This is a genomic window from Flavitalea sp. (assembly GCF_035489435.1).
Lineage (GTDB): Bacteria > Bacteroidota > Bacteroidia > Chitinophagales > Chitinophagaceae > DATHKG01.
Genome location: NZ_DATHKG010000173.1, coordinates 1 through 12,941, shown reverse-complemented (window position 1 = coordinate 12,941; position 12,941 = coordinate 1). Strand labels below are relative to the sequence as shown.

General features: G+C 42.0%; 14 protein-coding genes. 6 read left to right on the top strand and 8 right to left on the bottom strand.

Annotated elements, in window-relative coordinates; genetic code table 11:
* Positions 1-126: 126 nt before the first annotated feature.
* Positions 127-1,011 (bottom strand): ATP synthase F1 subunit gamma, encoded by an 885-nt coding sequence (atpG, locus tag VK664_RS27585; protein WP_461401957.1) that lies wholly within the window; start codon positions 1,009-1,011, stop codon positions 127-129.
* 293 nt (positions 1,012-1,304) lie between these two features.
* On the opposite strand from atpG, the gene surE reads away from it, so the two are divergent.
* Both surE and VK664_RS27575 read left to right on the top strand, forming a co-directional pair.
* Positions 1,305-2,147, top strand: coding sequence for a 5'/3'-nucleotidase SurE (surE, locus tag VK664_RS27580; RefSeq protein ID WP_461401956.1), 843 nt, complete (start codon positions 1,305-1,307; stop codon positions 2,145-2,147).
* The gene (locus VK664_RS27575; protein ID WP_461401955.1) at positions 2,147-2,443 is read left to right on the top strand and encodes a hypothetical protein; all 297 of its coding nucleotides are present in this window, start codon (positions 2,147-2,149) and stop codon (positions 2,441-2,443) included. The genes surE and VK664_RS27575 overlap by 1 nt, the downstream gene beginning before the upstream one ends.
* A 48-nt stretch (positions 2,444-2,491) precedes the next feature.
* On the opposite strand, the gene rfbD is transcribed toward VK664_RS27575, so the two are convergent.
* The 6 genes from rfbD to VK664_RS27545 form a co-directional block, all read right to left on the bottom strand.
* Positions 2,492-3,349: a dTDP-4-dehydrorhamnose reductase gene (rfbD, locus tag VK664_RS27570; RefSeq protein WP_461401954.1), complete on the bottom strand. Its 858-nt coding sequence runs from the start codon at positions 3,347-3,349 to the stop codon at positions 2,492-2,494.
* Positions 3,350-3,358: 9 nt separating this feature from the next.
* On the bottom strand, positions 3,359-3,919 hold the full coding sequence (gene rfbC, locus VK664_RS27565) for a dTDP-4-dehydrorhamnose 3,5-epimerase (protein WP_461401953.1): 561 nt from the start codon (positions 3,917-3,919) through the stop codon (positions 3,359-3,361).
* Positions 3,920-4,013: 94 nt separating this feature from the next.
* Positions 4,014-5,075 carry a dTDP-glucose 4,6-dehydratase gene (gene rfbB / locus VK664_RS27560; protein WP_461401952.1) on the bottom strand — a complete coding sequence of 354 codons (1,062 nt, stop codon included), beginning with the start codon at positions 5,073-5,075 and terminating at the stop codon, positions 4,014-4,016.
* A 68-nt stretch (positions 5,076-5,143) separates the two neighbouring features.
* On the bottom strand, positions 5,144-6,127 hold the full coding sequence (locus VK664_RS27555; RefSeq protein ID WP_461401951.1) for a UDP-glucuronic acid decarboxylase family protein: 984 nt from the start codon (positions 6,125-6,127) through the stop codon (positions 5,144-5,146).
* A 14-nt stretch (positions 6,128-6,141) separates the two neighbouring features.
* The gene (locus tag VK664_RS27550; RefSeq protein WP_461401950.1) at positions 6,142-7,467 is read right to left on the bottom strand and encodes a UDP-glucose dehydrogenase family protein; all 1,326 of its coding nucleotides are present in this window, start codon (positions 7,465-7,467) and stop codon (positions 6,142-6,144) included.
* Positions 7,468-7,498: 31 nt separating this feature from the next.
* Entirely contained in the window at positions 7,499-8,626 is a 1,128-nt protein-coding gene (locus VK664_RS27545) for a DegT/DnrJ/EryC1/StrS family aminotransferase (RefSeq protein ID WP_461401949.1), read from the bottom strand.
* Between the two features lie 168 nt (positions 8,627-8,794).
* Between VK664_RS27545 and VK664_RS27540 the strand changes: the two genes are divergently transcribed.
* On the top strand, positions 8,795-10,084 hold the full coding sequence (locus tag VK664_RS27540; protein ID WP_461401948.1) for a 3-deoxy-D-manno-octulosonic acid transferase: 1,290 nt from the start codon (positions 8,795-8,797) through the stop codon (positions 10,082-10,084).
* Positions 10,085-10,107: 23 nt separating this feature from the next.
* Here the strand turns inward: VK664_RS27540 and VK664_RS27535 are convergent, their stop codons facing one another.
* Complete coding sequence (locus VK664_RS27535; RefSeq protein WP_461401947.1) at positions 10,108-10,797, bottom strand: hypothetical protein; 690 nt, start codon at positions 10,795-10,797, stop codon at positions 10,108-10,110.
* A 64-nt stretch (positions 10,798-10,861) separates the two neighbouring features.
* Between VK664_RS27535 and VK664_RS27530 the strand changes: the two genes are divergently transcribed.
* From VK664_RS27530 to ccsA, 3 genes are all read left to right on the top strand, one after another.
* Entirely contained in the window at positions 10,862-11,431 is a 570-nt protein-coding gene (locus VK664_RS27530) for a thymidine kinase (RefSeq protein ID WP_461401946.1), read from the top strand.
* A gap of 122 nt (positions 11,432-11,553) precedes the next feature.
* Positions 11,554-12,222, top strand: coding sequence for a heme exporter protein CcmB (locus VK664_RS27525; protein ID WP_461401958.1), 669 nt, complete (start codon positions 11,554-11,556; stop codon positions 12,220-12,222).
* A gap of 102 nt (positions 12,223-12,324) precedes the next feature.
* Positions 12,325-12,941: cytochrome c biogenesis protein CcsA (gene ccsA / locus VK664_RS27520; protein WP_461401945.1), on the top strand; the 617-nt coding region annotated here is incomplete at its 3' end.

Genomic DNA, 12,941 nt, shown 5'->3' with positions numbered 1-12,941 from the left:
ACCAAATGCATTATTGGCAAGTTCAGTGAGTTCCATAGCCGTTAATGGCTTATCACTTGCAAATATGAGGGCTTCAATATGCGGTATAATGTTTCCGATTTCCATATATAATATGCAGGTGTTTGATTAACCCTGCAGTGCAGCGGCACCACTCACGATCTCGGTAAGTTCAGTTGTGATGGCAGCCTGACGGGCACGGTTATATGAAATCTTGAGACTTTTGATTAGTTCATTTGCATTTTCGGTGGCCTTATCCATTGCCGTCATTCTTGCCCCGTGATCTGATGCGTTTGCATCAAGCACAGCCTTATACAACTGGGTATTCAGGATTTTCGGCATCAGCTCTGCAATAAGTTGTTCCTTCTCCGGCTCAAAAATAAAATCTACTTTTTTAGCACCTTCTTTTGCCTGGATCTTTGGGATCGGCAAAAATCTTTCAACAGTGAACTTTTGAGTAGCAGCATTTTTGAACTCGCTGTAAACCAGTTCAACAACATCAAACTCCTTTTTCTCAAAGGCTTTCACCGCTGCCTGTGAACAGGCCTGTACGCTTTCGAAATTGAGCTTTAAAAATATATCCCTGTAAGTCGGGTCCACATTGAATTTGTTCTTGAGAAAATGCTCATAACCTTTTTTACCGATCGTCCAGATCACAACATTACCTTTTGCTGCCTGGGTCGTGTATCTTTCACGGATCGCCTGTTTGGCCATCTTGATGATATTAGCATTATATGCACCACACAAACCACGATCTGAAGTAATTACTATCAATAATACCTTTTCAACAGGTCTTTCCAATGCGAGACCGGAACCACCAGCACTGCCATCCGAATTGCTCACAATATTACTCAGTACTTCCTGGAGCTTACGGGCATATGGACGCATCTGAACAATATTGTCCTGAGCCTTTCTCAGTTTAGCAGCACTTACCATTTTCATCGCCTTGGTAATTTGTTGCGTATTCTGCACAGATTTTATCCGGTTCCGTACTTCTTTTAACTGGCCTGCCATAATTAAATAATGATGGTACTTTAAGTATTGTAAAGATCGAAGAATCAATTTAACTCATTGACTTTGAAGCTGATAAACATATTCGCTTCGAAGGATGTTTAAATCGGATGCAAAGGTAGCAGAAAGGCAGCAAACTTCCATTAATATAGACCCAAATTTGAAGGTGCTCCTGCTCCATTATCCGGTAAGATTACCGTTAGAAAAAGTATTTTCAAGTTCCCTGGCATAAAAGCACTTGCAATCAAAGGATTAGGATAAATTTAGCCCCCGGATCGCAAATCCGAACTTTCAATATGCCAAAAGCAAAGAAATCAACGAAGCCAACCGCAACCAAAGCATCACCGGTCAGCCGTAAGCCGGCCGTAATAAGAGAACCGCCTATCATCCTGGTAACAAATGACGATGGGGTCACCGCTCCGGGAATCAGGAACCTGGTGGAGGCAGTCAGGGATCTTGGAAAAATAGTAGTTGTTGCCCCGGACAAACCACAGTCAGGAATGGGCCATGCGATCACCATCGGCCAACCATTGCGCTTACAGAAAGTGGATGGGTTCGGGGATGTTGATGCCTGGTCTTGTTCAGGAACACCGGTCGACTGCGTAAAACTGGCGGTTGATAAAGTGCTTAAGGGAAAACCTGATATCTGCCTCAGTGGTATAAACCATGGTGCCAACCATTCAATTAATGTGATCTATTCCGGAACTATGTCAGCAGCCATGGAAGCTGCCATCGAAAGCATTCCTTCGATTGGTTTTTCTTTGCTTGATCATAGTATTGATGCAGATTTTACAGGAGCCAGGAAATATGCAAACCTGATCGTAAAAGACATGCTGAAAAGAAAGATGGACAAACACCTGTTACTGAATGTGAATGTACCCGCTATTGATGTTGCCCTTATCAAAGGTGCAAAACTTTGTCGCCAGGCTTATGCTAAATACCAGGAAAATTTCCTTGAAAGAGATGATCCGAATGGCAGAAAGTATTTCTGGCTCACAGGCGAATTTGTAAATTTTGACAAAGGAAAGGATACAGATGTATGGGCACTGAAAAATAATTATGTTAGTGTTGTGCCCGTGCAATTTGACCTCACTGATTACGTTTTAAAAACCAAATTTGAAAAAAACTGGAAACTCTGATGTTTAAAAGAAACAATCTTCGCTTCGGCTTGATACTCGGCTTCCTGGCGCCTGTGATCAGCGTTTTTGGTTATTATTTTTACAAGTTTTATCCTACATTTTCCTTTGGCGAATTTATCTCAGAGTTAAGAGCTAACAAGGCGCTTATAACGGCAATGACTATCCCATGCCTTTTGCTGAATATTGTCTTGTTTACTATCTATATTAATTCGCGGAAGGATCAGACAGCCAAAGGGGTGTTTGCGATTACGCTGGTTTATGCAATTATATCTTTAATTGTGAAGTTTACGTTGTGAGAACAATACCGGAAGGTTGCAGTCATGCATAGCGGCTCGCCAGGAAATTTATAACCGTTTAAGGCAAATATCAAGGCTATCCTCCCATTGCGGGATGTCCAGCGAATAGGTGTTCCTGATTTTTGAAGTGTCGAGCAATGAAAACGCCGGCCTTTTTGCTGGCGTCGGAAATTCCGGCGTTGTAATTGCCTTTACGTTGCAATCTGAACCGATTCTCAATTTGATAGCCTGGGCAAAGTCAAACCAACTGATTTTACCGCGATTGCTATAATGATATATGCCAGCCACCCAGGATCCACCATTAATGATATCGAGAATTGCAAGCGCCAGGTCCCTTGCGTAGGTCGGCGTTCCAACCTGGTCATAAACCACGCCAATCTCTTTGCGGTCTTTCATTAACCGCATCATCGTTTTCACGAAATTATTTCCAAACTCTGAGTAAACCCAGGCGGTCCTGATAATAATGGATTCCGGATTTTTTTCCATTGCCAGCTTTTCACCGGCAAGCTTCGAAGCGCCATAGTTGTTAACCGGATCAGTATGATGATCTTCTTTATAAGGCGTTTCTGACCGTCCGTCGAAAACATAATCAGTAGAAACATGAATAAATCGTGCACCAAGTTCCTTTGAAGCACCGGCCAAAATGCCAACAGCAGTGGCGTTGACTGCATTTGCACCATCATTATCCGACTCAGCTTTATCTACAGCGGTATATGCTGCCGCATTAATCACATAATCTGGTTTAAAGACACCAAAGGTAGCCGCCACTTCACTCTCATCATCTATAGAAAGCGTATCTCTTGCAGTAAAAAGAAACTCAAAGAATGGATACTCATTGCTGATCGACTGAAGTGACTTACCCAATTGACCATTGGCACCGGTAACAAGAATTCTTTTTGTACTCATGTTTCTGAATTATACGCTAAACTCAAAATTCACCTCGATGTCAGCAAACCTGCGGTTTTGTTTGTCCTTATCCGAAACAATCATTTTATCAGCCGGAATCTTCCAATCTATATTAAGATCTGCATCACTAAGCAGGATGCCTCCTTCACTTTGTTTACTGTAAAAGTTATCGCATTTGTATAGCACTTCCGCAGTCTCACTAAGCACAGAAAAACCATGCGCAAAACCCTTGGGTATATACAATTGTTTTTTGTTTTCTGCGGAAAGCTCTATGGAAAAAGACTGGCCATAGGTAGGTGAGTTCTTACGGATATCAACAGCTACATCGAGGATACTGCCCACCAATACCCTTACAAGTTTTGTCTGCGCAAAAGGATTAAGCTGATAATGCAATCCTCTCACAACTCCGTACTCAGATTTTGATTGATTGTCCTGCACAAAACAATCATTGATACCCTGCGCCGCAAAAATTCTCTCATTATATGATTCAAAAAAAAAGCCGCGACTATCTGCAAAAACCGCAGGCTCAAACAAAAGTAAACCGGGTATGGACACTTGCGTAAATGGCATGAAAAATATTTCTGTGTTTTTTTAATTCTTTATGATTCCTCCGTCATCAGGATCCTTCATGAAACAGGCAGGTAACATTTAGCCCAGGTGAACACTATCTCTTTACATATTGATCATCATAATAATGCTGATAATCTCCCGAGGTGACGTGTTTTATCCAGTCTTCATTTTGAAGATACCAGTCAACCGTTTTTTCGAGTCCCTCTTCAAACTGCAGCGAGGGTTCCCACCCGAGTTCCTTATTTAACTTTGATGCATCGATAGCATATCGCATATCATGACCAGCCCTGTCTTTCACATAGGTTATCAGTCCTGCAGAAGTACCAGGCTCCCTACCAAGCTTCTCGTCCATAATTTTACAAAGCAGGTGAACGAGATCAAGATTTTTCCACTCATTAAATCCACCTATATTGTATTTTTCCCCGTGACGCCCTTTATGAAAAATTGTATCTATTGCTCTTGCATGATCTTCCACAAACAACCAGTCACGAACATTATCACCCTTACCATAAACTGGCAATGGCTTACTGTTCCTGATGTTATTAATCATAAGCGGGATAAGTTTCTCCGGAAAATGGTGAGATCCATAGTTGTTTGAACAATTGGACAAAACAACCGGGAGATTAAACGTATGGTGATAAGCCATCACCAGGTGATCTGATGAAGCTTTGGAAGCTGAGTATGGTGAGCGGGGATCGTATGCTGTTTCTTCGGTAAAAAATCCTTCAGCACCAAGCGAGCCGTAAACCTCATCCGTTGAAACATGATAGAACAATTTATTCTTCATATCGTCTTTCCACGCCTGCCGGCAAACATTCAGCAGGTTAGCGGTACCCATTACATTTGTTTTTACAAATGAAAGAGGATCAATGATAGAACGGTCAACATGGCTTTCGGCTGCAAGATGAATAACTGCATCGAAATTGTACTGATCAAAAAGGCTGAAGATTTTCTTTTCATCTGTTATATCTGCCCTTTCAAATGTATAATTGGGAGCGTTTTCAACGTCTTTTAGATTTTCGAGATTACCTGCATAGGTAAGTGCATCCACATTTACCACCTGGTATTGCGGGTATTTGTTTACAAATAACCTCACAACATGAGATCCGATAAAACCGGCTCCTCCGGTAATCATGATTGTTCTTGAAGTTGACAAGGCGATGTATTTAAAGTTTGATAATTCCGTGTTGATGTTGCAGAATCCCGTACTGTTGCAGCATTGTTTTATTTCTGACGCACGAATTCCTTGGGTTGTTTGAAAAGCTCTTCCTGAGGAAGTGACTTGAAATATTCATAAGTTATTTTCAGACCTTCACTTCTTTTTACTTTAGGTTCCCAACCCAGTACTTCGCGTGCCTTTGTAATATCCGGTTGTCTTTGTTTAGGATCATCAACAGGCAAAGGTTTGTAAATAATTTTCTGGGTGATACCTGTAAGTTTGATGATCTCTTCAGCGAAGTCCTTTAATGAGATCTCATCAGGATTACCGATGTTGACCGGCTGGGCATAATCACTTAGCAACAAACGATAGATTCCTTCAACCAGGTCATCAACATAACAAAAAGATCTTGTCTGGCTTCCATCTCCAAATACTGTCAGGTCTTCCCCTCTCAATGCCTGGCCTATGAAGGCAGGAAGTGCACGTCCGTCATTAAGCCGCATTCTTGGACCATAGGTATTAAAGATCCGGATGATACGGGTTTCAAGGCCATGAAATGTATGATAAGCCATGGTGATTGCTTCCTGGAAACGTTTTGCTTCGTCATATACACCACGTGGACCTACCGGGTTAACATTACCCCAGTACTCTTCAGTTTGCGGATGTACCATTGGATCTCCGTAGATTTCAGATGTAGAAGCGATCAGCATTCTTGCCTTTTTAGACTTGGCAAGACCAAGACAGTTATGGGTACCAAGTGATCCCACTTTCAAAGTCTGAATAGGAATCTTCAGGTAATCTATAGGGCTCGCAGGAGATGCAAAATGCAGGATATAATCCAGTTTGCCAGGCACATGTATAAACTTCGAAACATCATGATGATAGAATTCAAATGCTTCGAGTTTGAACAAATGCTCGATGTTCTGCATATTGCCGGTGATAAGATTATCCATGCCGATAACATGATATCCTTCCTTTATAAAACGATCACAAAGATGGGAGCCAAGAAAGCCTGCCGCACCCGTGATAAGTATTCTCTTTTTTGACATTGACTGGTTATTTATTATTTATTACCTGATGCTGCAACACTTGGACGGCCTATACTTTCGTAATAGAACCCAAGCTTTTTAATTGCGCTTGTTTCAAACAGGTTACGCCCATCGAAAATTACTTTTTCTTTCAGTGCACTAACCATTTTCAGAAAATTCGGTGTTCTAAATTCGTTCCATTCTGTACAGATAACCAGTGCATCTGCATCCTGCAGGCAATCGTACTGGTTTTCGCTATAAAGGATCTTATCTCCAATCACACTTTTTACATTGTTCATCGCTTCAGGATCATAAGCTTCAATCTGCGCACCGCATTTCAGCAACTCGTCAATGATGTATAATGCCGGTGCTTCGCGGATATCATCGGTGTTCGGCTTGAAAGCCAGGCCCCAGATTGCGATCTTTTTATCACGAAGGTTATTATCGAAATACTTTTTAATGCCTGGTAATAAATGAAGTTTTTGTCTTTCGTTTACATCCATAACTGCGTTGAGGATCTTGAAATCATAACCTGTTTCCTGTGATGATTTAACAAGCGCCTGCACATCTTTAGGGAAACAACTTCCACCATAACCGATACCCGGGAACAGGAAACGTTTGCCAATTCTTTCATCGCTTCCAATTCCTAAACGGATCATATCAACATCGGCACCAAGTCTTTCACACAGCTGCGCGATTTCATTCATAAATGAAATCTTTGTAGCCAGGAATGAGTTAGCTGCATATTTGGTAAGCTCCGCAGATCGCTCGTCCATAAATATGATCGGATTTCCCTGGCGTACAAAAGGTGCATACAATTCACCCAATACTCTCCGGGCTCTTGCAGATTCCGTACCAATTACAACGCGGTCAGGCTTCATGAAATCTTCTACTGCAACCCCTTCACGAAGGAATTCGGGATTGGAGGCGACGTCAAACTCGCCATTATAATTTTTAGCGATCGCTTTTCTTACTTTCTCTGAGGTACCTACAGGTACGGTACTCTTATCAATAATTACTTTGTAGTCGGAAAGGATCTTACCAAGATCATCCGCTACACCAAGTATATATTTCAGGTCTGCAGATCCATCTTCGCCCGGTGGCGTTGGAAGGGCAAGGAATATAATTTCAGCGTCCTTTATACCTACTTCAAGATTGGTAGTAAACCGAAGTCTTTCTTCGCGCACGTTACGGATGAACAGTTTTTCCAGGCCGGGTTCATAGATAGTAATCTGACCGCCTGATAATTTGTCGACTTTCGACTTGTCAATATCAACGCAGGTTACATCGTTTCCCGTTTCAGCGAAACAGGTACCGGTTACTAATCCAACATATCCGGTTCCGATAACAGCAATTTTCATATTTGAGGATGTTTTTAGGTTTGCTTATCAGCTAGCTGATATATGATAAAACATTTGAGGTGATAAATTCAAGTTGTTCCTGGTCTAGTTCTGTATGCATAGGAAGAGAAATTACCCTTTCAGTTAGCCAGTCCGTTGTTTTTAAAACATAATCTCCACCACCAAAGGCAGCGAACATTTGTTGACGGTGAGCAGGTACCGGGTAATAGATCATCGAAGGGATCTTTTTTTCAGCGAGATATTGATTCAGGCCATCGCGGTCGACGCCCTCCAGTGTTAAAGTATACTGGTGAAACACATGCCTGCTGTTAAGCGAGCGGAATGGAGTGGATATTTTTTTATTGGATTGAAAAGCTCTATCGTAAAAATCAGCGGCGCTCCTTCTCGCTGAAATATAAGTATCAAGCAATGGCAATTTTACATTTAGAACAGCTGCCTGCATTGAATCCAGCCTGCTGTTACAACCAACCATATCATGATAGTATCTTTTGCTCTGGCCATGATTTGCTATCATCCTGAGCTTGCTGGCAAGGGCCTCATCATCTGTACACATTGCTCCCCCATCCCCATAACAACCAAGATTCTTGGAAGGAAAAAACGAGGTGGTGCCAATGGTACCGATCGTGCCGGTTTTTTTAGTAGTACCGTCTTTAAAAGTGTAATCTGAACCAATCGCCTGGGCATTATCTTCGATCACAAAAAGATTGTGCTTTTTTGCAATCTCCATCACAGCTTCCATGTCGGCCGACTGCCCATAAAGATGAACCGGGACTATTGCTTTAGTTTTTGGGGTTATTGCAGCTTCAATGGCTGCAGGATCTATGCAGAAGGTTTTTGCATCCACTTCCACAAATACCGGCTTCAGCCGGAGGAGTGCAATTACTTCAGTAGTAGCCACATATGTAAAAGAAGGGGTAATCACTTCGTCACCGGGTTGCAGATCCAGGGCCATCATAGCAATCTGGAGCGCATCGGTACCATTGGCACAGGGAACCACATGTTTTGCCCCTAAATAATTGGCAAGTCCGTTGGAAAAATCTGAAACCGCCTTCCCGTTTATGAAAGAAGCATTGTCCAATACCTCCTGAATGCCGGCATCAACAGCATCTTTTATTTTTGCATATTGCAACTGTAAATCAACCATTTGAATGGGCCGCATAATCAAATTTTCCTTTTTTAACGGCCACAAACCTACTGTAAAAAACTGGTTTATGCAACGCGATAAGTAGTTATGAGTGATGAGTTATGAGTTATGAGTGTTTTTGGTAGCCTATTTCGGCAGCCCATAAATCATGTCTTATAACTCATATTTCAATTAATTTGCCGCATGTCTTTGTTTTTTTATAACGCGTTTATTGCGCTGTATGGTTTTGCCGCCGGGATCATTTCACCATGGAACCCCAAAGCAAAGCTATGGTTAAGGGGTCGTAAACGCCTTTTTGACCGACTCGAAACGCAGATTCGCGAAAAGGCCGGTACTGATAAGTCGGAATCCCGCCTGGTCTGGATACACTGCGCCTCACTTGGAGAATTTGAGCAGGGAAGACCGGTTCTCGAAGGTTTGAAAAATGATTACCCTTCGCTTAGAATACTGATCACTTTTTTTTCACCCTCTGGCTATGAAATAAGAAAAAACTATCCCGGGGCTGATTTTATCAGTTATCTGCCTGTCGATTCGATGAATAATGCAAAACGGTTTTTCGACCTTGTGAAGCCGGACCTGGTATTGTGGGTTAAATATGAATACTGGTATTATTTTCTAAACGAAATCAAAAAGCGGAATATTCCTTTGCTGCTGGTGAGCGGTCTTTTCAGAAAAGACCAGGCATTTTTTAAATGGTATGGAGGTCTGCATCGGAAAATGCTTTCCTTTTTTAAGCACCTGTTTGTGCAGGGTCAGTCTTCAGCAGATTTATTAAAAACTTTGGATAACATTCCTCCGGTTACCATAAACGGAGATACCCGGTTTGACCGGGTTACCGCTATTGCCAACACTTTTACTCCCATTGAAGAGATAGCTGCATTCTGCAAGGACTTCCCTGTTATTGTTGCCGGAAGTACCTGGCAGGAAGATGAAGAAGAACTGGATCATTATGCAAACACCCATCCCGGGTTAAGATTTATTATTGCTCCACATGAAATCGATGAATCACATCTCCGGAGCACAGAAACCTTATTTAAACATACTGTGCGATTTTCGAAGTGGAAAAAAACATTTGCAAATCCGACAATTAATTCATCCTCTACTCCACCGAATGTGTTGATCATTGATAATATCGGGATGCTTTCAAGACTTTATTTTTATGCGACTATAACTTATGTGGGTGGTGGGTTCGGCAACGACGGGATTCATAATATCCTTGAAGCTGCGGTTTATGGTAAACCGGTTTTTTTTGGACCTGTGTTTGACAAATTCAGCGAAGCCATTGACCTGCTTGAATGCGGTGGTGCCTATACCGTGGAAAATGCACTGGAGCTTGAGAAAACGATGAATGAATTATTGCAAAACCAGGATGAATACAGGGACGCCTGCACAGCAGCATTGAATTATACTCAGCAAAACAGGGGAGCAACAAAGATGATTCTTGATTATATTAAAGATAACCGTCTGCTATAAATTAACGGGAGAAATTAATCGGATCAGGAAAATCTTCTCTTAACGAGCTGATAGAAATGCCGGGTTGCTTCTTTCATATCATCCCATCCAAGTTTTACTTTCAATTCCCTTTCAATCCAGTACTCCGCTTCTGCCATGATCCTGAAACCATTAATAGTTTTAAGGCTTCTTTCATACATCACTTCATCACCCCTGAAAAGTTCGTTGATAAATACAAACCGGTCATTAATGCCAATTGCCTTTTTAAGATCTTTTATCGGCGTATCTGTAAGTCTGTGACCCACCTCCAATACCTGTTCTTTTAACTTATCGTTAAGAGAATAGTCGGGTGAAGCCATCAGTTCATTGAGCTCTTTCGGTGTATGTTGGTGTGAAAGTGTAGGAATTTCGACCAGTGGATCGAATTGGTAGCCATTCGATTCGTGTTTCTCATTGTAATGATGGGAGCCGTTTTTCTTAACCGGTTCTGTCTTCACAATTTCAACCGGTGCCTTTACTTCTGAAGCAACTGCAACGGATTCCTCACGGACGTATGACCGACCTGCCGGCATTTGGACGGATATCTTGGAAGCAGCCACAGGCCTGCCTGGTACGGCAATGAGCAATCTCAATTCCGACTCGATCATTTGTGTGGTGACCAATAGTTTTGAATGATCGGCGTTTTGTTCAGATTGTTCTTTTAACTTGCCGATCAATTGAGATAAACGATCCATGGTTTATGATAAAGTGTATTTAGTAATTTAAAGTTAACAATTTTCATACCTATTTCAGTCATAAATGTTCATTGAACATAATATAACAGGTGAGCGGAGAGGCTTTATTGAAGTGATTTGCGGATCTATGTTTTCCGGTAAAACGGAGGAACTGATCCGTCGGCTGAAAAGAGCCAAAATTGCAAATCTGAAAGTTGAAATCTTCAAACCAACGATCGATACCCGTTATAATGAAACAAATATTGTTTCACATGATGAATCAATGATTCCATCTACTCCCATAGATAATTCCCAGACAATACTCCTGTTTGCCAGCGGTGTTGACGTAGTGGGCATTGATGAGGCGCAGTTTTTCGATGATCAGCTTCCGGATGTTTGCGACCAGCTGGCACTGAGAGGCACCCGCGTGATTATTGCAGGGCTCGATATGGATTTTAAGGCAAGGCCATTTGGACAAATGCCAAACCTGCTGGCGCGCGCCGATTTTATTACCAAACTGCATGCTATCTGTGTAAAATGCGGAAACATTGCTAACTATTCTTTCCGCAGGCAGCCTGAAGGTCCACAATTAATGCTCGGCGAAAAAGATTTATACGAACCCAGGTGCCGGCAGTGTTATTATCATAAGGATTAGCTTTTTGCCTTATAGTCGCTTAATCATACAGTGCACTTTAACATGCCTGAAAAAATACAAAAAACAAACCCGATAAATGTTTTCCCGGCATATTATGTTGAAGCATTATTTTCGCAGGCTAAATACCACCTATAACGCAATTTAGTCATATACTCGCGCTTGTTAAGAAGGATCTGCTGCTTGAAATCAGGCAACAGTATACTTTCTACGGTATCGTTTTATATGTGGCTTCGACTGTGTTTGTTTTATACCTGGCAATGGACCAGCCCGAAGAAAAAATCTGGAATGGTCTCTTCTGGATGATCCAGCTTTTCATTTGTGTCAATGCCGTAGCAAAAAGTTTCCTTCAGGAAAGCCGTGGACGCATGTTGTATTTTTACACTATTGCCGGGGCACGCGACTTCATGTTGTCAAAGCTTGTTTTTAATGTGGTACTCATGATCATCATGAGTTTGATAAGCCTGGTGCTTTTCCAGATTTTGCTTGGCAACCCCTTACAACATCCTTTAAGATTTGCAGGAATAGTTTGCCTGGGTGGTTGCAGTCTTAGTATGGTATTCACTTTCCTCGCAGCTATAGCTGCAAGGGCACAACAAAATGCCGCTTTGATGGCCATCATGGGTTTTCCGCTTATTATCCCCCAGCTGATGTTACTAATGAAAATTTCGACTACCTCTTTTGCTGATGTTTTACAGGGCGGTGAGATAAGCCTGATGCTACTACTTGGCGGGCTGGACTTACTGGTACTGGCACTCGCCATCATCCTGTTTCCATTTCTCTGGAAAGACTAATATGCGATGGCTATTCCAGGTCCCGTCATTTAATATACAGGGTTGAGATCGAATTTCTATTTCGGATAGATTACCCTAATTTTGCCACCACACAAAAAAATTATGAGGCTAGCCTGGTGGAAAATATTAAGCATTATTTTACTACTCTATACCTTTATTGCCGGGTTCACCACTCAGGTTCCCGAAATTGGTAACTTATACCAGAGCATTCGAAATTTCTTTTTCCATGTACCGATGTGGTTTGGTCAACTGACCCTTGTTACGGTGTCGCTCATTTATTCAATCATGTTTTTGCGAAATCCCCGGGCTAAATACGACATCTACGCAGCTGAGTTTGCAAGAACGGGTATCGTGTTTGGTTGTCTTGGTTTGATTACAGGATCTATCTGGGCAAACTATACCTGGGGTGCTCCATGGAATAATGATCCAAAACAAATTGGAGCTGCAATTGCGCTATTAATCTATCTGGCATATTTTGTTTTAAGAAATTCAATGACCGATATTGATAAACGTGGTCGTGTTGCTGCTGTTTATAACATATTTGCCTATTGCATATATGTGCCAATGATCATGATTTTGCCACGACTTGTTGAATCCCTGCACCCGGGTGGCAAAGGCGTTGAAGGAAATCCCGGATTAAGTGGTAATGATCTTGATCCCCGTCTTCGGATCATATTCTGGCCGGCTGTGCTGGGATGGACGCTTCTCGGTGTCTGGAT